Below are 22,732 nucleotides of genomic sequence, written 5' to 3'. Positions count from 1 at the left end.
AAACTTCTTTGTACAACACCCTCACACCGGCGTGTATCCGTGTTCAGCGCAGGGCGTACATCAAATCGCGAACAAGGCAAACAGGCTGCCCGCCACAACGCATCCGCGATTTGCTCCATTGACTCATAGGACCACATGCTTATCGCAGACGGTTTCTAATTGCAGGCTGAACACACTTCTTCTGAAGAGAAATCCAGCACGTACGGAGGGATTCCGAGTGTGAGCGGTCGGCGTTGCAATCCTTCCACTTTGAAGAGCGGGCGTGTTCACCTCCAACTCAATCACTACCGGGTACCGTGTGCATTTGTATGGAGTATTTGTATAGATACGAAAAAACCGGACTGTGCACCCGACGAAACGCGTGCAACCGCGCTACGTCGCCTCACAGTCCGGCAAAAATTGTTGACTCTGTCCAACCGTACTACTGGGCGGTGAATCCGCCATCGAGGACGAGTTCAGCGCCGGTTACGAATCGCGACTCATGAGAGGCCAGATACGTAACCGCATAGGCTACGTCGTCGGGCTGCCCCATAAATCCAATGGGATGCATCGCATCCAGCTCTTCTTTGGTGGCCTGCGCCATCTTAGCGCCATAGTCGGCCATGCCAGTATCCACGTATGCTGGGTGCACCGAGTTTACCCGGATCCCTGCATCGGCAAGCTCAATAGCCGCATCCTTTGTCATCGTGCGCACCGCTCCTTTGCTTGCACCGTAGCATGTATGGCCAGCCGTTCCAATGAGGCCGGCTACCGAAGACAGGTTAATGATAGAACGGGTGCCCTCAAGTTTTTTCATGGCGGGCACCACATGCTTCATTCCCAAAAACACCCCGGTTACGTTAATGTCCATAAGGTTGCGCCACTCCTCTACGGTTGTTTCTTCGAGCGGCTTAATGAGATAGATTCCGGCATTGTTGACCAGCACGGTAGGCGAGCCAAACGCCTCGGTGACGGCATCCACAACGCGTATCCAGTCGTCTTCCTGGGTTACGTCGTGCTGACAAAACATCGCCGATCCGCCCTCTTTTTCGATAGCGGCTACGGTAGCAGCGCCCTCCTCTTCATTAATATCGGTAACGGCCACATGGGCCCCTTCAGCCGCCAAGTGCTTGGCAATGGCGCGGCCAATTCCGACCGCACCGCCCGTTACAATAGCGACCGCATCAGATACACGTCCCATAATTTAGTTTCGTTGGTTTAGAGAAAAAGTGAAGGTACCCCCACTCTGGCGACGCTTTACAGATCTTGCACCACCTTGAGCATATCGGTTGCAGTAATGATGCCTTCAACGTGGCTGTCTCGTGTTACGAAAAGCCGGTGGAGGTCACTACGCAGCATAATGCTAGCCACCTGCTGGACCGACGTGTGCGGGTTCACGTCATAGACTTCGGGGGTCATGATGTCGCGCACGGTCGCCGTGGTCGTTTCGCTGACACGCAGCGCCTCGATTTCCTCGGTCGCGTATTGCCCAACCAGTTCAGATTGATACACATCGTGGGCGCGTCCTTCGGGCACGCCATGCCCGTTTGCTGCATTTTGGTGGGCGGCAAGATCGGTCATCGATACTACACCAACCAACTGATCGTCCTCGTCTACGACGGGAGCGCCCGTAATGCCGTGTGTCAGGAAAAAATCGGCCAGTTCATGCAATGCCCGATCGGCCTGTACGGTGTGCACGTCACGCGTCATGAGATCCTTCGCCTGAGTGTACTTCATAAGTGGGTATGCAAGGAATGGATAAAGAAAAACAATCATTGTTGATACCTCCTCCAATGTAGTTGACGATGCGCCTTTAGCGTATCAGGTAATTCCCCGCATCGCCTGTGGGGCAAACGCGCATACGATCGTTATAACCAGTGTGTAACATTCATGGGGCAGGAGGCGTCCTCTTGATGCATGCATCAAACACAATAGGGAATTGATATGTCTACTCAAATGTTTGAATTACGTACGTGGGCTACCCACGCCATGCTGTTTGTAGTGGCCATCAGTTCGGCTGCCCTTCTCATGGGCACGAGCGGGTGCGAAAACGCTGATTTTATGCGCGATTCGGTTACCGTTGCCGATTCGGCCACGGTATCTAGTCCAATTGATGAGCAGAATGCGTCAGTTATAATAGGCGATGACGCCACAGTGTCGGAATCTATTTCCACGAGGAACGGCGCTATCCGCATTGGCGAGCGCACGCAAGTGGAATCGATTGAAAGCCGAAATGGTGCGGTTCGACTCGCGGGGCAGAACCAGACAGGAGACCTCTCTACGCGCAATGGAGCCATTCGTATTGGCGAGGCGACCACGGTAAACGGATCGGTGCAAGCACGCAACGGTGCGATCACAATCGGTGCTACAACAACGATTGCAGGGACGGTCGAAACGCGCAACGGAGCTATCGAGATGGAAGCAGGCAGCCAAGTGGACGGGTCGGTACTAACGCGCAACGGACGCATTACGCTGACGGGAACAACGGTGGGGGAGTCTGTTGAGTCGCGCAACGGCACCATCACGCTACGCGAGGGCACGGTGGTTCGCGGCAACGTGGTACTGCTGATGTGCAACACATCAATAACCAGCCCACCGACCCTACACATTGACGCCGAGAGTCGGGTCGAGGGCCGTCTTATTCTACACGAACAGGTTGACGTGGACATCGAAGGGGGGGCGGATGTGCCCGAGGTAGAGCGCTACCCCGATTGCGAGGCCTGGGAGGGGTAGTACATGATGTTATCTTGAGCGAAGCGGATACCCCGAGCGGTTAGTGCGGGCAAGGCGCACTGCTGCTCATGCACGGGGGATAGGAATGGCACCGAGGGTCCTCCCCAGGGCATCTTGTTTTGTAGGTCATCATCTTCAGTGGAACGAAGCGGCGTCGAAAGGCCGTACTTGATCTACACGGGCTGTAGAAGAGACATCGATTCTGAAGCCCCCATCCGGAGGACGATACGCTTTGTGTTGTGCCTGAATCACCCCGCAAAATCATTCATCTGGACATGGACGCATTCTATGCGTCTATTGAACAACGAGACCATCCCGACCGATACGCGGGCCAACCCATTGCTGTTGGGGGACGCCCGCCGCGGGGTGTCGTGATGACAGCAAGCTACGAAGCGCGTCCGTATGGAATTCACTCCGCCCAGCCTTCAGTGGAAGCCGCCCGTCGATGTGCAGACCTTATCTTCGTGCAACCACGCATGCACGTTTACAAGGACGAGGCCCGTGCTATCCGTCAAATCCTTCGACGCTATACCGACCTCATCGAACCGGTATCACTCGATGAGGCGTACCTCGACGTCACAGCTCCGAAGCACGGCCCACCGTCTGGAACGCTCATTGCGCAGGCTATTCGAAAGGCTATTCGCACCGAACGCCGCCTGACGGCTTCGACGGGTGTAGCGCCCAACAAGTTTGTTGCTAAAGTGGCCTCCGACTGGGAGAAGCCCGATGGGTGCACCGTGGTGCGCCCCGACGAGATGCAGTCGTTCATTGCTCAACTTCCGATTGAATCGTTTCGGGGCGTCGGCCCGGTAACCGCAGAGACCATGAAGGAAATGAATATCCATACCGGTGCCGATCTGCAGCAGATTGCAGAGCGAGATCTGGTGCGGCATTTTGGGAAGCGCGGACGGTGGTTTGCAGCCATGGCCCACGGCGATGACACACGCCCAGTACGCCCCAACCGAGAACGCAAGTCCGTTGGTGCGGAGCGCACATTCGCTACGACCACTTCCGACCCCAGCACCATGCTGCACCGCCTTCAACCGATTGCCGAGCGCGTAGCCCAACGGCTTCGGCACGCAGGACGTCAGGGACGTACAGTTACGCTAAAGATGAAAACATACCAGCACGACGTATTGACGCGGCAGACCACGCTTCAGCGTCCGGTAGCTTCTGCAGAAGTGCTTATGCAGTGGGCCGAGCGGCTCCTCATGAATCCTCATCCCCCAACCGAGCCACTGCGGCTTTTGGGTTTGACGGTCTCATCACTGTTGGCTGAGGAAACCGCTGGTATGCAACTGGAACTGACATTTTCATGATGGTGGTCTTAGCCCGAGACCCACATCACACACACACAATGCCCACAGAGGAGCGGCCCCTCTGTGGGCATTATGTTATCTGACATCGTTATGATGCGACGCCCCTATCGGTGGGCATCTTTGTCTTTGCGCCGGAGTTGCGCTTTATATTTTTCTAACTGCCGACGAAGCTGATCGGCGCATTGCTTGGCAGCGTCTTCATGGTTGGGGGCTTCGCCCGTTGCGGTGAGGCGCTTCTGATAGACATCCAAGCGAGCCTCTACCGTTTTCTCCTCTGCTGGGCTGTTGTTCTTGCCGAGCACCACCTCTGCATTGATAATGCCATCATAGTAGCGCTCCAGCTTCCGAATTCGATCTTCGACACGAGCTTGCACCTGCGAGGTGACGGTGACGTGGCGGGTGGTCAGTTGAAGGTTCATAAGCACAACACAATGAGGCAAGAAAGCAGGTGAACAGGAAACCGCGTCTCTGTACACCCCCATAAACCGAGCCGGAGATGCCAAGAGACTTCGGTAGGTATCGACACGCGCAACGGGAATAAGTGTTGCAGAAAACCGTTTTCGTCCGGTGCTCCTTATCCCCTACTGAGCCGTCTCTCCCGAGGACGTAAGTGCTGAAAACTGCCGCACATATCGGTCTTCAATTGTGCGCATTTCAGATTGCCCTTCAGGGGTCTTGTCGGTATGCCCAAGCAGATGCAAAACGCCATGTACAGCGTAGCGCGCAATCTCGTGGGCTACCGTCGTATCGAATTCGTCATGACGCTCCTGCGCCGTCTCAACATCGACGTACACTTCACCCTCCAGTGGGCTGTGAGGACCATCGCTGAGATTAAACGCAAGCACATCGGTGTTGTAGTCATGGTCAAGATATGCCACGTTGAGTTCTCGAACCAATGCGTGTGGGCCCAAGATCACCGAAACAAGCGCAATAGACCGATCCGACTCGTTATCCACTACGTCGCGAAGCAACGACGTTAGCAGGTCTGGGTCAACGGGAACGGTTGACAACGACGGAGCAGTTTCAACAGAGATCATAACGCGCTAAACACCAGGTAAGGCATACGAAAGAGTTGGCGTGAATGAGCAATCCACGACCAAAGCCCACGACCAAAGCGGGGTATCCAAAACACCAGTAGAACGGCACGTATGCGCAGGGGTTGTGGATTCGCTACGGAGGTTGTTTGGGAAATCGCATAAGTCGCATTAGGGGGATGGCGACAAAGAGAACGGCATGTAGCAGTGCGCTATAGGCGACCAGAAGCGTCAAGAGCAAGATCGGCTTCAGCAGGAGCACTTTCATCCTCTGCAACCGAGGTGGCTCCATCGCTGTGCATCTCGGGCCCTTCAATAGCCTTGACCACTTCGGCATGAGGCCCCTTCGGACCATTCTTCAGCTCAAACTGAACAGTCTGATCGGTGCGCAGGGTTTTGAAATCGTCGTCCGATTCAATCTGTGAGTAGTGGACAAACACATCGTCTCCACCATCAGGATGGTTGATAAACCCGTATCCTTTTTTGGCGTCGAACCACTTAACTGTACTTTGTTTCATAGTGACTGAGTGCAAACGGTGCAGTTAGTCGAGCACGATAGAAGAATATGTTATACACACAAACATGTGTATTTATGGATTCCCCCGAATCGTGCAGAAATCATGCGAACATGAACAGCCCGCGCATCATGCCCACATCGCGTGCTCCGGGGCTGCACACATTGATTGGATTGGAGCATTGCAGTGCATGAGCGCTTCGGTTTCAAATATAAGACGAAGATGCACATTCTGTCAAGTCATTTGTGAAATGAATTGCTGTATGCATGTGATCAGGTGCACGATCACAGGCATATACGGAAAACCATACCCTCCGCATGGGGGATATGGCGTATTGAGCGACAAGGCGCCAGTGGGCTGTCATACCTGAATGTTTTAGAGCGAGGGTCGTCTTTCAGCGTGCAAGGTCTCGTACCGTCACAGCGTGCTCTGCGGCCTCCGTATTCCATGTAGTGTGTCACAGCTGATTATTTGGGTACGGGGACCGTGCCAAACTCTGTGTCACAATCCCCTCCAAAAAACCTGTCATGGTGAGCGCAGCCGAACCATCTCCTCGACGCTCAGCAGCTTAGGGTCGAGTGGGCAGCCTTCCTTATCTTGCTGTTATCCCGACGTCCCCGGCGGAGGGATCTCAACACCCGCCGTCAGCCCATCTGACACCGCGTACAAGACCCCCCGTTCTCCTTCAGAGAGAACACGCGGAAACAGAAGGACGCAGAGCGTCCGCACTTCGTCGCGACGCAGAGGGGCCGTAGGTCATGCCTGTTGTACATCGCGACGAGAGTTCAAAGGGGGCTCGGTACGTTAGAGAGTACATGTGTTACCCGAAGATTGACCTGTGACACAGGCGTAGCGGCAGAGAAACAGCTTCTGGGAAGAGGAGAGAACGAGAAAAGCGCGTTGGAGAATTACGCAAGGCAGGATCCTCTGAATAGCTTGTTGGTGTGAGTGGATGTTTAACGCTGTCTGTATCCATAACCTAATTGTATCTCTTTATGTCCTCTTCGTCTCGCCGTGCTGATTATCCCGACTGGGCGGCATCGTCGGCTGTGGCAATGGCCGACACCGAAACCCGAGCTACCTTTATCTTGCGCACCTATCTGCACCTGGCTAGTGCTGTCGTTGGACTCGTTGCCGTTCTCTATGGCTTATTCTCGCTAGGCTTTGCTGAGCCTATCGCGCAGGCCATGCTCAGCATAAGCTGGCTCGTTCCGCTGGGTGGATTTATCCTAATAAGCTGGTTGGCAAGCCGGGCTGCCCATCAGGCCCAAGGGCTCGGCACGCAGTATCTGGCGTTGGCCGCCTTTGTGGTGGCGCAGGCGCTCATCCTCGTGCCGCTGCTGGTGATGGCTCAACAGGTGGCCCCCGGTACCATTGAAAGCGCCGCCTCGGTTACGCTGCTTGGATTTGGCGGACTCACCTTTATCGCGTTCTACACGCGCAAAGACTTTTCTTTTCTGCGCAGCTTGCTTATCTGGGGCGGTGTCGGTGCGCTGGTCTTGATCGTAGGTGGAGCGCTCTTCGGATATCAACTGGGCACGTTCTTCTCCGTGGGCATGATCGTGTTTGCTGGAGCCGCTATCCTCTACGATACCTCGAATGTGCTGCACCACTATCCGCAGGATCGCTACGTAGCCGCTTCGCTGGAGCTGTTTGCGTCGCTGGGCCTGCTCTTCTGGTACGTCTTGTCTCTGTTCATGCAGGGCGACTAACAGAGGACGATCAAGTCTCACAGGCGTTCTAATCGATGGCGGAGGCATTGCTTTTGGCATGTCTCCGCCATCGTTGTTTAGTTGGAGGTGTAGATGAACGTCCGCCTGATTCACTGATGCCCCACCGGCACCCTCCGCATATGCGATCATTGCTATTCTCCGCTGTAGTGCTGGGTCTAGTCGCCGTTGGGCTTGGCGCCTGCAGTCCATCCGATTCTCCCGATGCCCTTTCGCTTTCATCGGTCGAGATTCCTGTTGAGGGGGCTACCTTTGCGCCACGCCTCTCTGTGGATGCGGAAGATCGTCTGCTGCTTTCCTATCTGGCAGATACCGACGCGGGGCATGCCCTGCAGTTTATCCGCTACGATGGCAATGACTGGAGCACACCGCAGACCGTTGCCGAGGGCGATGATTGGTTCGCGAACTGGGCGGATACGCCCGGCGTGCGTCCGGTAGGCGATTGGCTCTTTGCCCACTGGCTCGTGCGCAGTGGACCCGGCACGTATCATTACAACATCCACGCGGCCTGGTCGAACGACGGCGGGGAAACCTGGGGCGAGCCGTTTATACTTCATGGCGAGGGACGACCCGCCGAGCACGGGTTTCTTTCATCGGTTGTGCTGGAGGATGGAGCGCTGGGGGTGACGTGGCTGGATGGACGCTACACGGTAGACAGCGAGGCGTCTCACGAGAACGCGGCGAGCCACAATACCCACGCGTCACATCAGGGGGAGATGAGCCTGCGCTGGGCCCGCTTCGAACCGGGCGAGTCCCAGCCATCGCGCGACATCGAGTTGGACGATCAGGTGTGCGATTGCTGCATGACGGCTTCCGTGCGCGAGGGATCCGACGTGCGCGTATTGTATCGCGACCGCAGCGACGCCGAGATCCGCGATATCGCGTCCGTACGGGTTACGCCTCAGGATCAGAAGAGCGAGGGCCGTGTGGCTGTAGACGACTGGCAGATTTCCGCGTGTCCGGTTGAAGGCCCGGCTATGGTTCGTCGTGGCACCACCACCGATGCCGTGTGGTTTACGCGTCACGAGAACGAGCCCCGCGTGTTTTGGGCGTCTACCATCAGCACGGGCGATGCATTCAGCGACCCCGTCCGCATGGACGAAGGGCAGGCTGTCGGTCGGGTGGGGGCGGTGGCTGTCGATGAGGAGCGGACGCTGGTTACCTGGTTGGAGAACGCAGAGGGTGACCATTCGGCGGATGGAACCCTCATGGCACGTGTAGTCAATGACGAAGGGGCGATGCCGAGTGAGTCGCTTATGCCGATCTCTACATCGCGAAGTAGCGGGTTTCCTCTACTCGAACGCACATCAGGCGCGGTTTGGGTGGCCTGGACGGACGCCACAAAAGAAGATCGGCATGTGCGTGTTGGGACGATCCAAGGGCTGTAGCGCCAAACAGGTGGATGTAGGATATAATGCGCCCCCATGCCAAACGCCCGCCCCTGCCCATCGAGAATGAGCGAGGCGGGCGCCGGATGATGCACGGTATGTTTACGTGATTAGTTGCGATACATCGAATACAGAATGCCCAGCGGCAGGGCATACACAATGTGTCCGATGAGGCTCATGACCGTGGGCGCTCCAATGTTCGGGAAGGGGGGCGCTTCGGGGAAGCCAACCGTTTGCAGCCACAGCGGCATGACGAGCACGGCGAGGAGGATCGTGGTGGCCACGCCCCAAATCAATGCGTGAATGAGTCCGCCCGACAGCGTACGTGCATCTTGCCAGGCTCGCACTGAAGGCAGTTCAACGTAGGCAACGAAGGCGAGTCCCAGCATCACGCCATGGAACTGGTGGAAAAACCATCCGGCAAGGGGTGCTGGATTGTCGGGGGTGGCGGCAATGCCATACATATTGGGAATTACCACCTCAAGCAACGGAGGCGGCATGATAAAGGCCATCATGAGTCCGAATCCCATACTACCAATGAACCCGGCCAGCGCGCCGCGCCACCAGTCCCACGGGCTAATGGTGCGTGTGGCAGTAGAAGTCTGTGTGTCGGGAGAGTCAGCTTGCGTAGCCATAACAACGTCTTAAATTGTGCAATAGGTATACGGTGTGATAAGCAATCGCAAAAGCAGGTCAACACCATGCATAACCTGCCCACGATGCGGTTCTATGTGGATGCGTGGGGAGAAGCGTTACAGTTGGAAGATGTGAGATTGACGCAAGTGGCATTATGTGTGATTAGCACGTCTGTATTTCAAGACGGACCTCTTCACTTCATTTGCGATGGCAGTACGTAAAAAAAAACCGCCGCCCTGAGCACGTAGGCTTGGGACGGCGGTTTGTGTTGCAGGAGGTGTTGCCCGTGCATCAGGTGCCGGCCGAGTAGTCGGTGGCGTAGGCGACCTGCTCGTCCGTCAGGCTGTCGATTTCGATGCCCATCGTTTCGAGCTTGATGCGCGCGATCTCCTGATCGAGCTCCTCGGGCAAGTCGATCACGTGCGGGCCCAACTGCTCGCTGGACTCATGGCTCTGGACGAGCTTCAAGTGCGCCATGAACTGGTTGGCAAAGCTCATGTCCATCACTTCGCTCGGGTGCCCTTCGGCAGCCGCAAGGTTCACGAGGCGTCCGTCGGCGAGCACGAAGACGCGCTTGCCGTTCTCCATGGTGTACTCGCGGTTGTTCTCACGCACCTCGCGCGTATCGACCGAAAGCTCGGCCAGCTCTTCAAGGTTGAGCTCCACGTCGTAGTGGCCGGTGTTCGACACAATGGCGCCATCCTTCATACTCAAGAAGTGGCGTCCACGAATGACGTTCTTCATGCCGGTGGCCGTAACGAAGATATCGCCGATCTTGGCGGCTTCGTCCATCGTCATCACGCGATGGCCGTCGAGCGTGGCTTTCAGTGCAGCGGTCGGCTTCACTTCAGTTACGATCACGTTGGCGCCCATGCCCTTCGCGCGCATCGCCACGCCGCGGCTGCAGTGTCCGTATCCCGCTACGACAAAGTTCTTGCCGGCGAGCATTACACTGGAAGCGCGCAGGATGCCGTCAATTGTGCTCTGACCGGTGCCGTACACGTTGTCGAAGTCCCACTTCGTTTCGGCATCGTTCACCGCAAAGACCGGGTAGAGCAGCTTGCCGTCGTTGTCCATCGCGCGCAGGCGGTGCACACCGGTTGTAGTTTCTTCGGAGCCGCCGACGATGGTATCCGCCATCTCGGGGTATTCCGAGTGGACACGGAAGATGAGGTCCGCGCCGTCATCGAGCGTCAGGTGCGGCGCCTTCGGCTGGATGGTCTGGTCGATGCTCCAGTAGAACGCCTCGGTATCCTGGCCGTGCCAGGCGTAGATTTCGGTCATGCCGTTCTCGGCGAGTGCAGCCGCCACTTCGTCGTTGGTCGAGAGCGGGTTGCATCCGCTCCAGGCCACTTCGGCGCCACAGGCCGCCAGCGTTTCGATCAGCACGGCTGTCTCTTTCGTAACGTGCAGGCAGCCCGCAATTTTGTAACCCTCAAACGGCTTGCTCTCGGAAAACTCTTCGCGCAGTTGCATGAGCACCGGCATGCGGCTCTCCGCCCATTCGATGCGCTTGCGCCCTTTCGGTGCTAAACTAATATCGCGTACTTTGTATGCCCCTTCCTTGTGATCCATCAAGTTGTGGTGTCGTTGTTCAGAGTGGTCAATAAATATCGATAACTATACGGTACATAGATTCGGGTGCTCCCTCTATCCTTAAGATTTAACCTACATCCCACACGGGCATACGTTATTGTGTCACTCGCTTCTTCACGGCGCATCGACCGTCGTAACGAAGTGCAAATACCCACATATCCAGAGAACATCGCAATTCTGCTGTAGGTGAAATGCATCTGTAAATATCTAACCCATACGATCTATAGGCATGGCGCTGCTTCATCTTTCGAACGTGCAAAAGTCCTACGCAGAAGGCGAGGCCACACGTACCGTACTGGATGGCGTGCAGGCCGACCTGGATGCGGGGGCGTTCGTTGTACTCATGGGGCGTAGCGGCGCTGGAAAGAGCACGCTCTTGAATCTGGTCAGCGGCATCGATCGTCCCGACGCGGGCGTCATCCGCTACAACGATACCGACCTGACTATCCTGTCGGATACAGAGCGCACCCGCTTCCGGCGTAAGCACATCGGGTTTGTCTTTCAGTCGCTCAACCTGATCCCGACGCTCACCGTCGCCGAGAACATCGCGCTGCCGCTGGAACTAAGCGGACAGTCCGACAAGGCGGATGCGCGCGTGTCCCACCTGCTTGAGCGCGTAGGGCTGCCCGACCGGGGCAACAGCTATCCCGATCGGCTTTCAGGCGGCGAGCAACAGCGCGTTGCTATTGCACGGGCACTGGCTCACGAGCCGCTTCTTCTTCTAGCCGACGAGCCCACGGGCAGCCTGGACTACGAAACGGGTCGCCAGGTGCTTAGCCTGCTCACCGATATGGTGCGCGAGCACGACACCACGCTGCTGATTGCCACGCACGATGAGAGCCTGGCTGATCAGGCGGATCGCACGATCACGCTCCATAACGGCACGCTCCACGACGGCTCTCTTAGTGCTCTACTCTCGATTTAAGTCATCCCATGTCTTCCCTGCTATCTCGATCCAGTGCTCAGTACCTGCGCAGCCACCCCTGGCTGATGGCACTCTCGGTGCTGGGCATCGCGTTGGGTGTGGCTATCGTTGTAGCCATCGACCTGGCCAATACGAGCGCATCCGACGCCTTTCGTCTTTCTACTGACACCGTCACTGGCGAAGCAACCCACCAGGTAGTCGGAGCCGGCGAGGGGCTGAGCGAGGATGTCTACCGCGCCCTTCGCACCGAGCACCGCTTCCGCACCATTGCCCCTGTAGTTGAAGGCTACGCGACTGTGGAGGGGGCTGATGAAGCACGCACGTTTCAGCTCCTGGGCGTAGACCCATTCGCCGAAGGGCCGTTTCGTCCGTATGCCGGATTCGGACCGGATAGCGACCTGGAGCTGGAGCCGCTTCTGGCACGCTCTACCGTGCTCATCGGCGCCGAAACCGCCCGCGAATTGGGCGTGGAGCCCGGGCAGTCGCTATCGGTGTCGGTCGAGGGCGTGCAGCACACGGTAGAACTCATGGGCGTGCTTGAGCCCGACGACGAACGCAGCCGCCGGGCCGTCGAAAATCTCATCGTCACCGACATTGCAACCGCACAGCGCCTGTTGGATGCGCGCGGACAGCTCTCTCGCATCGACGCCATCATCGAGGATGAGTCGACCGAGGAGCGCTTGCGGACCGCGTTGCCAGAGGGGATCCATCTGCAGCGCTCGGAGACCCGGACCGACACCATCGCGCAGATGACCCGCGCCTTCGATCTGAACCTGACGGCGCTGAGCCTGCTCGCGCTGGTTGTGGGCGCATTTCTCATCTACAACACGATGCTGTTCTCGGTCGTGCAGCGGCGTCCGCTCATCGGACGCCTGCGCGCGCTGGGCGTCACCAAGCAGGAGATCTTTCGCCTGGTCCTGTCGGAGGCGGCTGTGCTCGGGCTGGCCGGGACCATTCTGGGCGTGCTCGCGGGTATCGTGCTCGCCCAGGGACTGGTGCAGATCATCACCCGCACAATCACCGATCTCTACTTTGTGGTTACGGTGCAACAGCTTTCCATTGCCCCGTGGACGCTCGCCAAGGGTGCCGGACTCGGACTTGGGCTCACGATGGTGGCGGCACTTTTCCCGGCACGCGAGGCGGCCAACGCGCCGGTAAGCATGGTCTTGCAGCGATCTACCTCCGAATCCAACATACAACAGCGCGCTCCAATGCTCGCTCTCGGCGGTGCAGGACTCGCTGGCGTTGGCGTGGCGATCCTTGCTCTGATTGGAGGCAGCATCGCGTGGAGCTATGTCGGACTCCTCCTGCTCATTCTGGGCATAACGGCGGCCACTCCCCTCGCGGTAATTGGCATGGCCAAAGCTGCGCGCCCTGTTATGGATGCCGTGTCGGGGGTGCTCGGACGAATGGCGGCGCGGGGCGTGGTGAGCACGCTGAGCCGCACGGGCGTGGCCATCGCCGCGCTGACCGTAGCGGTTGCCGCCACCATCGGCGTCGGCATTATGATCGACAGCTTTCGCGGCACCGTCGAAACGTGGCTCCAGCAGTCGCTGCAGGCCGATGTATACGTTCAGGCCCCCAGCCCAAGCTTCCGGCAGTCCACCGCTACCGTAGTGCCCGCTCTGGTCGACGCGATTCGCGACACCGACGGCGTGGACGGCGTCTACACCGTGCGTAGCGTAGACGTGACGGCCAATGTGGGGCCGACCGAACTCATCGCCATCACCCCTGGTCCACAAACGCCGGATACCTACGAACTGAAATCGCAGGAGGGGGCCGTTTGGGACGCGTTTGAGACTGATGATGTGGTTCTGGTGTCGGAGCCGTACAGCAACCGCTATGGTGTTGAAACTGGCGACACCCTCACGCTGCAAACCGACCAGGGGGAGCGCGACTTTGCGGTCCGTGCCGTGTACTTCGACTATGCCTCTGACATGGGCAGCGTGCTGATGAGCCGCGCAACCTACGATCGCCACTACGACGACGACCGTGTGTCGGGCGTGGCCGTTACTGCCGCGTCTGGCATAGATGTAGATGCGCTAATCGCCGATCTACGCGCTGAAGCCAGCGGTGTGCAGGACGTGCTCATTCAGTCCAACCAGGCACTGCGTGAGGCCTCCATGGACATCTTCGACCAGACGTTCGCTGTCACGAATGTGCTGCGGCTGCTTGCCATCCTCGTCGCTTTCATCGGCGTGCTCACCGCGCTGATGGCGCTTCAGCTGGAGCGCAACCGCGAGTTTGCAGTGATGCGCGCCTCCGGCATGACGCCCGGCCAGGTCGGCGGCCTCGTGACGATGCAAACCGGGCTGATGGGTCTCTTTGCCGGACTCCTATCGCTCCCGCTGGGCTATGCGCTGGCGTACGTGCTCATCTACGTGATCAACCTGCGTTCTTTCGGATGGACCCTCCAGATGGATGTGTCGGCTGGCATCTTGCTGCAGGCGGTGGTTCTTGCCATCGCTGCCGCGCTCCTCGCGGGCCTCTACCCAGCACGAAAAATGGCCACCGCTAATCCGGCGCTGGCGTTGAAAGAGGAATAGCCGCTTCCCCACGTACTCTGTCAACACGTACCTATCATGAACCGCCTCCTGCTCATTCTCATCGCGATTGCCCTGCTTCTTGGAGTTGGGGCCTACTGGCTGTCGGAGCCTGCTGTGGACGAGGCCTCCATCCGAACGACGACGGCTGTGGCCGAGGCCATGGGAAGCACCGACACGACGGGATACGACCGCGCCGACCGCGTGATCGACTTCTCGTTTCCTGACGACCACGGTCCGCATCCGGGCTTCCAGACCGAGTGGTGGTACCTCACGGGTAACCTCGACGGCGACGACGGAGAGCACTACGGCTTCAAGTTCACGATCTTCCGCTCTGCACTTACCCCGCCTGACTCCGCCGATGCCGAGCACGCCGACCCCGAAGACTGGCGCACCAACCAGTTCTACATGGGTCACTTTGGCATGAGCCATATCGACCGGGCCTGGCACCTGAGCACGGAACGCTTTGCTCGCGGCGGCGCCGGACTTGCCGGAGCACAGGCGCAGCCGTTTCGCGTGTGGCTTGACGACTGGCAGATCGCCAGCGCAGAACCCATCTCCCAAACGCCCGATGCAACACCCGACGATTCCACCTTTCCGTTGCGCCTCGACGTAAGCGACGAAGAGATGGCTATCGACCTGACCGTCACGCCGCGTAAGCCCCCTGTCTTTCAGGGTGACCGGGGCCTCAGCCAGAAAGGGCCTGGCTCGGGCAACGCTTCCTACTATTACTCGTACACCCGCCTCGACACCAAAGGCCAGATCATGATCGAAGGCGATACCGTCTCCGTATCCGGCCAGAGCTGGATGGATCGCGAATGGAGCACCAGCGCACTCGCCGAAGACCAGGAAGGGTGGGACTGGTTCTCGCTGCAGTTCGATGACGGACGTGAACTGATGTACTATCAGCTCCGAAATGACGACGGCACGCCCAGCACTTACAGCAAGGGCATTCTGGTCGAAGAAGATGGCTCGTCTACGCTCATTGAGCGCGAAGACGTCGAGCTCGAAGTCACCGATACGTGGACCAGCACCATCGACAACGAAAGCGAATATCCGGTGGCCTGGCAGATGCGCCTGCCTGAGTACGACCTGGACTTCGCGGTCGAGTCGTACTTTCCGGGGCAGGAGATGGACGTGTCGGTGCGCTACTGGGAGGGTGCGGTGCGTATTGACGGCATGTCGGGCGAGGCCCCGCTCTCCGGTCGTGGCTACGTGGAGTTGACTGGCTATGCCGATGGAGCATCCGCCGGGCCGGTTTCGTAGAGCCCCCGCGTCTGCATCCGCCAATAACCGACTGCCTCCCTGTGGAGCCGCTTGCCCTGCCCGCCATCAACGCGCCCGTCACCGAGCGCGATGGCACCCCTCACATTCATGACCCCGTACGCCGCAAGTACATCCGGCTCACGCCCGAGGAATGGGTGCGCCAGCACTGGATCCACTTCCTGAACACCACTCGTGGCGTCCCGCTCGGGCTGATGTCCGTGGAGCAGGGCTTTACCTGGCAGGGGCGCCCGCAGCGGGCCGATCTCGTTGCCCACACGCGCGGCGGCGACACGCTCCTTCTGGTCGAATGCAAAGCCCCGTCGGTGCCGCTCACGCAGGACGTGTTCGACCAGACCAGCCGCTACAATCAGGTCCTGGGCGCCCCCTTCTGGATCGCCTCAAACGGGCACATGCACTACGTCTGTCGGGTGGATCCGGAGGCAGGCCAGGCCACGTTCTTAGACGAGCTCCCGCCTTACGACGAATTGTGCGCAAAGGCGGAATAACAGTACTTTTTTCCGCTGCGTAGTGCCTACGTTGAAAAAGATTGCGCCACTCACGAATCTTGTTCTGCCTATGTTTTCGGAAGCCACCGCCTCTACCCGTACCACTGCCCTTCGCGCCGTTCGCGCCGCTGCACGGCTCTGCCAAACTGTGCAAGCCGACATCGACAACACCGTTGCCGAAAAAGACGACCGCAGTCCCGTTACCGTGGCCGACTTTGGGAGTCAGGCGCTGATCTGCCATGCCCTGCAACAGGCATTTCCGGATGTGCCGGTGATCGCCGAGGAAGACAGCACCATGCTTCAGACCGCGGAGCAGGCGCACATCCTGAAGCAGGTTGTCGATCGCGTGCAAGCGCACGACCCCACAGCCAACGCCGAAGCCGTCTGCCGCTGGATCGACCACGGCAATGCCACGCAGTACCACGACCGTTTCTGGACGCTCGACCCAATCGACGGCACAAAGGGATTCGTACGCGGCGATCAGTACGCGATTGCACTTGCGCTTGTAGAAGACGGACTGCCCACCGTGGCCGCTCTGGCTTGCCCGAATCTCCCCGACAACCTCGACGATCCTACCTCGCACGGACAGGTGTTCATCGCCGTGCGGGGCGAGGGCGCCATGCAGTTTCCGCTTGACAACCCAGAGGTTGAAGGCACTCCCATTTCGACGCGCACCACCGCCCAGGCCGACGAAGCGCGCTTCACCGACTCGTTTGTGTCGGCGCACAGCGCGCACGACAAGGCCAAGGATGTGGGCGATATGCTTGGCATCAGCGCGCCTCCCATTCGCATGGACAGCCAGGCGAAGTATGCCCTCGTAGCGCGTGGCGATGCCGATATCTACTTCCGCCTGCCCCGCCCCGGCTCCGACTACACCGAGAAGATCTGGGACCACGCCGCCGGACGCCTCGTGGTGGAAGCAGCCGGCGGGCGCGTCTCCGACATGCACGGCGAGCCGCTGGACTTCACACATGCACCGCTGCTTTCCGAGAACACCGGCGTAGTCGCCACCAGCGGGGCTATCCATGACGACGTGATTCAGGCGCTGGCCGACTACGAGCGATAGATTCCCGCATCCCCCTGCAAACAAAGCCCATCAACGTCATGAATCCCGAATTGATGCGCCGGGCCATTACCCTGGCCGTGGAGAATGTGAAAGCCGGTCGCGGCGGCCCCTTTGCTGCACTCGTTGCCCGCGATGACGATGTAATTGCTGAAGGAACAAATATCGTCACTTCTTCAGGCGACCCCACGGCCCACGCGGAGGTCACGGCCATACGAAACGCCTGCCAGGAGCTGGGTGACTTTGATCTGACGGGCTGTACGCTCTACACTTCATGCGAGCCGTGCCCGATGTGCTTTGGCGCCGTCTACTGGGCTCGTCTCGACTGCGTCTACTATGCCGCCACGCACGCCGAGGCCGCTCGCGTTGGGTTTGATGACTCGCACATCTACAATGAGATCGACCGTCCGCCCGAAGACCGCACAATCCCCATGCAGCGTGTGCTCAAAGACGAAAGCTGGGCCCCCTTCGAAACGTGGACCGAGTACGAGGATCGGATTGAGTATTGAACTTCTGCGACAATAGGGGAAAGCAGCAATGAGCTTCGAAAAAAGAGTACGTGTAGGAAAGGTGAGTACGAGACCATTGCCTGTTGCAGCTTAGTTACACTTTGGTCTGTAACGTGTTCAGAATTGGCTCTTCTACTGAGCGCTTCATTACAGAGGCATTCTTTCATGTGCGGTAGTTGCGCATGACAAGAAGATGCCTGTTGTTTTCATTCATTGAGCCTTATTTGTTATGAAACGCTCTACCTCAACACTCGGATACACGTTACGTCGTTTAGGCGTTGTACTATTGCTTGCTATAGGTCTGGTCGCCTACACCGGATGCGATGCATTCGACTCCAGTTCGAGCGACGGGGGACAGCTTGAAATCTATCTTATTGATGCCCCGGGCGACATTGTTGAAGCCATTGTGACTATTGAAGAAGTCGCTGTTGTTCCTGCCAACGAGGCTGATGAGGGAGATGCTCGGGAAGGAGGGATTTCTGTGCTGGAAGTGGATGAGTTTACCGTTGACCTCACGGAGCTACAAGACGGGGTGGATACGCTCATGGCCAACACAACACTCCCTGAAGGTACGTACAGCCAGATTCGCCTCATAACAGCCCGAGAAGCAGATGTCCTCTACGAGGATGAGTCGGGCGACATCCAGGAAGCTGACCTTCGTTTGCCCAGCGCAGAGGAAACAGGCGTTAAGGTGAACTTTCCCCCGTTTAGCTTTGAGGATGAGAGTGACCGCGTAGAGCTCACCCTCGACTTTGACCTGGAAGAGTCGTTTGTTAAGGCCGGTGAAAGTGGAAGCTTTATCTTCAAGCCAGTCGTGAAAGCTGACGCCATGGTCGTTAATGGTGAAGAACAGGATGTGGACAACGATACGGAGGATGATGAAAACGATGATGATGCCTAAACTAAGGAGCTACAGCGCATGCGCTTGAAAGAGCTATTGCGTTGCTACAGCTTCTTGCCGATGTGTAAGGCCTGTCTCAGCACGTACGCCCTGAGGCAGGCCCGCATCGGTCTCTGACATGCATCCTTTTCCATGCCTGATTCACCTTCAGATGCCGAGTTGGTCCGTGCTGCCCAGAAGGGCGATCGGGATGCCCTTGGCACCTTGCTGGATCGGTATCGAAACATGGTCTTTGAGCTGACCACACAGTATGCCCATGTTTCCAGTGATGCTGAAGATCTTGCACAGGATGTGTTTCTGCGTGCGTTTGAGCGTCTCGACCAGCTTAACCAATCTGATCGCTTTGCAGCGTGGTTGTACAGCATGGCTTTAAACCGATGCCGCGACTATGCCAAAAACCGACGCCGTGAGACACACGCGTTCACCGATACGAAGGCCACGACTCATCAGTTAGCGGGTGCTTCGGAGGATCGAGGCGACGAATCACTGATGTGGTCTGAGGAGATGGACCACGTGTGGGAGGCCATTCGAGCGCTACCGCCTACGTACGCCGTTCCGTTTCTTCTTAAGTATCGCGACGGATTGCCCTATAAGGCGATGGCAACGCGCATGGATGTATCGGTAAGCGCATTAAAGGTGCGTGTGCATCGGGCCCGCAAGAAACTTCAGGCTTACCTCGAATCGACCTATGACAAATGATCCTGACCTACTGGTCCAGCGTTTTATCGAGGACGAGCTGACCGAAGAAGAGGCGGCTGCGGCGTTACATCGTATTGCCGATACGCCAGAGGCTCGTCGGCTTCTTCAAATGGAGCATCGCGTGCAGCGTACGTTTCAGCAAACACCTCGTCCGAGCGTGCCGTCCTCGTTTACCGAGGATACGCTTGCGGCCTGGGAGGCGTCTGTCTCAGCGTCCCATGAATTAGCCAACGAGACAAAACGCACGCCTCTACTCGACCGGCTTCAAGCCGCTATAGAACCCCTGTTGCGTACTCCGTTGCTTCGTGTACGTCAGGCGGTGGCTGTACTCGTGCTCTGCGCAGTTACGTTTGCTGCTGGATTATACACAGCCGACCCTCAACCCACCGAGCACACGGCCTCAACAACTACGACTACCCAGACGGCTGCCCCTGTAAGCGAGTCAACCACTACGGATGCACGCGTCTGGGCACGGTTTGTATACCCTGCTAGCGAGGCAACCTCTGTAGCGGTCGCTGGCGACTTCAACAACTGGGAACCGCAGGCGCTTACGCCGCGCGCCCTCGGTGATGGAGAAACCGTATGGACGGCTCTCATTCCGGTGCCGCGTGGAGAGCACGAATACATGTTTGTGATTGATGGGGAGGAGTGGGTGACGGATCCCTATGCGTTAGAACAGCGCGACGACGGATTTGGAGCACAAAACGCGGTGCTCAGCCTGTAGGTGCACGTCCGTTGCTGCACATGAAATAGGTTGTGCCACTTGCCGTTCAAACGCCCCCCCTACCGGTGCGTACGAGGGCCAGCGGTACTTCACACAATGTAGGGTCTGTTATCAATGGCGTTCTTCTGTCGTGTTGCTGCGGGATTCTTTTCCATAGATCGCATTGCCATGCTCATCGGAGGGTGTGTTTTCCTTGCGGTAGGTGGATCCATGGAGCCCGTTTATGGGCAAACGCTACACGGCACAGCACAACTTACAGCAACGGCTGGGCATCAAACGAACCCATACACTGATCCTATGCTTCGTATCTGGGACCCTGCTGTTACACCGACATTTGCTGGTGCAATGCCGGAAGGCATGCTCTCTTGGAAAAGTTCGGCATTCCGTGCACATGTGCGCACCACAGCGCGTTTTGAGGCGCGAGGCCGTGCAAGCGAGGGCAACACATCGTCTGTGGTGCCTCTCCTTCAAGCCACTAGCCAGGGGCTGCACGCCCTTGGTGAGTCCGTTGAGGTAGGCCTGAATGCGGGACTCCGACGGTATCAACTGCAGACGAGCCAGGATGGCGCCTGGGTGCTGCCTATGGTGCAGTGGCGTGCAACGAGGGCAATACGAATTGATGGGTACGCAGGCTGGTCGGGTCGGCGCTATCGTGGAGATGTAACCGAAGCGGCGTCCGGGTGGACATCCACCTTTACTGCGCAGTCTGCTGTGCATTGGTGGATGCAAAACAACATACGCACCACGATACGCCTGTATCGGAGTCAACCGGCTTCTGCAAGCAGTATGGGAACCGGTACAGGAGGCAGTGCTGCAGTTACATGGTGGCCCACCTCGGCATGGTCAGTCACAGTTGATGGGCAGATCGATCAGAGCAGCTACACTGTTTCCTCCGATGAGGAGAGGGCTTCGCACAACGTAGAACAGGGCACCGCAACGGCACAATTTGCTCAAGTTGGAACTGAGGTTACGTGGCGCCCCAGCGAACCCCTTGAAGCTTTCGTGCAAGCATCTGTACTGCATCCGTTTGTCGATAATAATGACCAGTCTACAGGGCACCATGCAGGGATTGGGGTTCGCCTCCGGCATCAGTCGGTATTGGCCGAGTCGTCTTCTGCTCTCGCTGCACAAGACCCGCTGTGGCACGTCGAGGATAACGGCCACACCGTCCATCTGTCCGTGCCTGCTTCAAGTGAAAAGCAGCTATACATCACCGGCGATTTTAACGACTGGGCGTTGCCGGGTCAGCCCCTAACGCCAACGCATAGCAACGATCGCCACAACACCACGCTCTCGTTGTCGCCGGGGCGATATGCGTACCGTATCCATAAAGTAGACGATGAGAACGGCTGGAATACAGAGAGCACTCCGAACTGGATTGACCTGCCCGATGGGGCGATCACCGAAGAGGATTCGTTTGGAGGCATAAACGGTGTTATTATCGTAGACCCGTAAGCACTATGTTAACCTTGTCTTACATGCGAAGTCTCTGTGCCGGTGTATTGGGCGCTGTGCTTTTGGTGAGCGTTCTGTCGCCAGGGTGTGCTGTTGCGCAGGCTTCCGACATGTCTGAACTTATCGAACGCGGAGAAGCGGCTGGACTGCCTGCATCAATGTTAGAGTCTGTCGTCGAGCGTGCTAACCAGCGTGGCGTATCGGCAGAAGATACATATGCGCTCATAGAGCCCTCCGTTGAGATCGCAGAAAGCAACTTGCCCGCTACAGCACTGCTTACCAAAGTCATGGAGGGATTGTCTAAAAATGTGCCGCCGACCCGCATGCAGCCCGTTTTGGAAACGCTCCGTACGCAGACGCAAGAAGCGGGGTCGCTGATCGACGCGTGGTTAGCTACTGAAGAAGGACGTACGACAATGGGCATAAATGAGGAGGCGCCTTCGACCGAAGATCGAACTGCACTGATCCGTGGCGTAACAGCGGCTCGTCAGCAGAACCTTGCGCCCGAGGTAACCGAATCCTGGCTGACAACGCTGCCTGGAGGAGCATCAGGTCAAGCGGTATCTGCTACTCGGATTGAGGCGGCCTTACGGATCCTTCCCCAGCTTCCCGAAGCCGATCAGCCCGGTGGGATAGGGCATCAGCTTGCTCATGCTGCAGTCCATGCGGTTTACCAGCCTTCTCAGATCCGGCAGCTTCCGCAAGCACTCGAACGCGCCCATCAACAAGGCGATCAACCCCTGTCAGTGGTTGCGCGTCGTGCAACAGGAGCGATTGGGATGGGGCATCCGGCATCTGTGGTGTTAGACGCCCTTGTTCAAGGCCAAGTGCCCTCGGGGCCCCCTGTTGATGTAGGCCCCCCCGACCGGCGTTCCGACCCGCCTGGCCCTCCAGACGGCCCGCCCGATGAGCGTCCCGACCCGCCCGGTGAACCGCCTGCATGAGCAGGGCTGTTCTGCGTTGCGAAGTACGTTGAGGTGCATGAAGTGAACTCAAGCGGACGTTTAAAGGATGAGGCGAATTCTCATTCGATTTCTGGGGGAGCTACCCCGGCAAACCGCCCTCTTGTCGCCGGAGACGAGAGGGCATCCCCTACATGTCATTCCCAGCGTGTCATGCCACGTATGTCATGCTGAATGCAGTGAAGCATCTCAGCGCCCTGCAGTCGAGGTGTCCTGCTGCTCAGTGTCGATGGGACCACCCCCGCGGGG

The 22,732-nt window shown here is 58.0% G+C and carries 22 protein-coding genes; 15 read left to right on the top strand and 7 right to left on the bottom strand.

Going from position 1 to position 22,732, the window contains the following annotated elements:
• Positions 1–421: 421 nt before the first annotated feature.
• Together ACZ5AL_RS08975 and ACZ5AL_RS08970 are read right to left on the bottom strand one after the other, a co-directional pair.
• Positions 422–1,180: a glucose 1-dehydrogenase gene (locus ACZ5AL_RS08975; protein WP_464510034.1), complete on the bottom strand. Its 759-nt coding sequence runs from the start codon at positions 1,178–1,180 to the stop codon at positions 422–424.
• A 56-nt stretch (positions 1,181–1,236) separates the two neighbouring features.
• Complete coding sequence (locus ACZ5AL_RS08970) at positions 1,237–1,716, bottom strand: CBS domain-containing protein (protein ID WP_464510033.1); 480 nt, start codon at positions 1,714–1,716, stop codon at positions 1,237–1,239.
• A gap of 207 nt (positions 1,717–1,923) precedes the next feature.
• Here ACZ5AL_RS08970 and ACZ5AL_RS08965 point away from each other — a divergent pair, with 207 nt between their 5' ends.
• Both ACZ5AL_RS08965 and dinB read left to right on the top strand, forming a co-directional pair.
• The gene (locus ACZ5AL_RS08965) at positions 1,924–2,712 is read left to right on the top strand and encodes a DUF4097 family beta strand repeat-containing protein (RefSeq protein ID WP_464510032.1); all 789 of its coding nucleotides are present in this window, start codon (positions 1,924–1,926) and stop codon (positions 2,710–2,712) included.
• A 239-nt stretch (positions 2,713–2,951) separates the two neighbouring features.
• The gene (gene dinB, locus ACZ5AL_RS08960; RefSeq protein ID WP_464510031.1) at positions 2,952–4,031 is read left to right on the top strand and encodes a DNA polymerase IV; all 1,080 of its coding nucleotides are present in this window, start codon (positions 2,952–2,954) and stop codon (positions 4,029–4,031) included.
• A gap of 104 nt (positions 4,032–4,135) precedes the next feature.
• Here the strand turns inward: dinB and hpf are convergent, their stop codons facing one another.
• The 3 genes from hpf to ACZ5AL_RS08945 form a co-directional block, all read right to left on the bottom strand.
• The gene (gene hpf / locus ACZ5AL_RS08955; protein ID WP_464510030.1) at positions 4,136–4,450 is read right to left on the bottom strand and encodes a ribosome hibernation-promoting factor, HPF/YfiA family; all 315 of its coding nucleotides are present in this window, start codon (positions 4,448–4,450) and stop codon (positions 4,136–4,138) included.
• A gap of 162 nt (positions 4,451–4,612) precedes the next feature.
• Positions 4,613–5,068 carry an rRNA maturation RNase YbeY gene (gene ybeY, locus ACZ5AL_RS08950; RefSeq protein ID WP_464510029.1) on the bottom strand — a complete coding sequence of 152 codons (456 nt, stop codon included), beginning with the start codon at positions 5,066–5,068 and terminating at the stop codon, positions 4,613–4,615.
• Between the two features lie 209 nt (positions 5,069–5,277).
• Positions 5,278–5,583: a cold-shock protein gene (locus ACZ5AL_RS08945; RefSeq protein ID WP_464510028.1), complete on the bottom strand. Its 306-nt coding sequence runs from the start codon at positions 5,581–5,583 to the stop codon at positions 5,278–5,280.
• A 992-nt stretch (positions 5,584–6,575) separates the two neighbouring features.
• On the opposite strand from ACZ5AL_RS08945, the gene ACZ5AL_RS08940 reads away from it, so the two are divergent.
• Together ACZ5AL_RS08940 and ACZ5AL_RS08935 are read left to right on the top strand one after the other, a co-directional pair.
• Positions 6,576–7,292: a Bax inhibitor-1/YccA family protein gene (locus ACZ5AL_RS08940; protein ID WP_464510027.1), complete on the top strand. Its 717-nt coding sequence runs from the start codon at positions 6,576–6,578 to the stop codon at positions 7,290–7,292.
• 140 nt (positions 7,293–7,432) lie between these two features.
• Complete coding sequence (locus ACZ5AL_RS08935) at positions 7,433–8,698, top strand: hypothetical protein (RefSeq protein WP_464510026.1); 1,266 nt, start codon at positions 7,433–7,435, stop codon at positions 8,696–8,698.
• Positions 8,699–8,808: 110 nt separating this feature from the next.
• Here the strand turns inward: ACZ5AL_RS08935 and ACZ5AL_RS08930 are convergent, their stop codons facing one another.
• Entirely contained in the window at positions 8,809–9,333 is a 525-nt protein-coding gene (locus tag ACZ5AL_RS08930) for a hypothetical protein (protein WP_464510025.1), read from the bottom strand.
• A gap of 292 nt (positions 9,334–9,625) precedes the next feature.
• Positions 9,626–10,909: an adenosylhomocysteinase gene (locus ACZ5AL_RS08925; RefSeq protein WP_464510024.1), complete on the bottom strand. Its 1,284-nt coding sequence runs from the start codon at positions 10,907–10,909 to the stop codon at positions 9,626–9,628.
• A gap of 250 nt (positions 10,910–11,159) precedes the next feature.
• On the opposite strand from ACZ5AL_RS08925, the gene ACZ5AL_RS08920 reads away from it, so the two are divergent.
• The 11 genes from ACZ5AL_RS08920 to ACZ5AL_RS08870 all read left to right on the top strand — a co-directional run bounded on the left by ACZ5AL_RS08920 (position 11,160) and on the right by ACZ5AL_RS08870 (position 22,465).
• Positions 11,160–11,855: an ABC transporter ATP-binding protein gene (locus ACZ5AL_RS08920; protein WP_464510023.1), complete on the top strand. Its 696-nt coding sequence runs from the start codon at positions 11,160–11,162 to the stop codon at positions 11,853–11,855.
• An 8-nt stretch (positions 11,856–11,863) separates the two neighbouring features.
• Complete coding sequence (locus tag ACZ5AL_RS08915; RefSeq protein ID WP_464510022.1) at positions 11,864–14,401, top strand: FtsX-like permease family protein; 2,538 nt, start codon at positions 11,864–11,866, stop codon at positions 14,399–14,401.
• 36 nt (positions 14,402–14,437) lie between these two features.
• Entirely contained in the window at positions 14,438–15,664 is a 1,227-nt protein-coding gene (locus ACZ5AL_RS08910; protein ID WP_464510021.1) for a lipocalin-like domain-containing protein, read from the top strand.
• A 41-nt stretch (positions 15,665–15,705) separates the two neighbouring features.
• Positions 15,706–16,170: a type I restriction enzyme HsdR N-terminal domain-containing protein gene (locus ACZ5AL_RS08905; RefSeq protein ID WP_464510020.1), complete on the top strand. Its 465-nt coding sequence runs from the start codon at positions 15,706–15,708 to the stop codon at positions 16,168–16,170.
• Positions 16,171–16,240: 70 nt separating this feature from the next.
• Positions 16,241–17,236, top strand: a complete 996-nt coding sequence (locus ACZ5AL_RS08900; RefSeq protein WP_464510019.1) for a 3'(2'),5'-bisphosphate nucleotidase — start codon at positions 16,241–16,243, stop codon at positions 17,234–17,236.
• 38 nt (positions 17,237–17,274) lie between these two features.
• Entirely contained in the window at positions 17,275–17,742 is a 468-nt protein-coding gene (locus tag ACZ5AL_RS08895) for a nucleoside deaminase (protein WP_464510018.1), read from the top strand.
• 229 nt (positions 17,743–17,971) lie between these two features.
• Entirely contained in the window at positions 17,972–18,643 is a 672-nt protein-coding gene (locus ACZ5AL_RS08890) for a DUF4382 domain-containing protein (protein ID WP_464510017.1), read from the top strand.
• Positions 18,644–18,775: 132 nt separating this feature from the next.
• Positions 18,776–19,342, top strand: coding sequence for an RNA polymerase sigma factor (locus ACZ5AL_RS08885; protein WP_464510016.1), 567 nt, complete (start codon positions 18,776–18,778; stop codon positions 19,340–19,342).
• Positions 19,332–20,066 (top strand): isoamylase early set domain-containing protein, encoded by a 735-nt coding sequence (locus ACZ5AL_RS08880; protein ID WP_464510015.1) that lies wholly within the window; start codon positions 19,332–19,334, stop codon positions 20,064–20,066. The genes ACZ5AL_RS08885 and ACZ5AL_RS08880 overlap by 11 nt, the downstream gene beginning before the upstream one ends.
• A 297-nt stretch (positions 20,067–20,363) precedes the next feature.
• Complete coding sequence (locus ACZ5AL_RS08875; RefSeq protein ID WP_464510014.1) at positions 20,364–21,521, top strand: glycogen-binding domain-containing protein; 1,158 nt, start codon at positions 20,364–20,366, stop codon at positions 21,519–21,521.
• Between the two features lie 110 nt (positions 21,522–21,631).
• Entirely contained in the window at positions 21,632–22,465 is an 834-nt protein-coding gene (locus tag ACZ5AL_RS08870; RefSeq protein ID WP_464510013.1) for a hypothetical protein, read from the top strand.
• The last annotated feature ends 267 nt before the right edge of the window (positions 22,466–22,732 follow it).

It is taken from the genome of Natronotalea proteinilytica (genome assembly GCF_055379935.1).
Note: the sequence above shows the minus strand (reverse complement) of the source record. Positions and strands in the feature narration are given on the sequence as shown.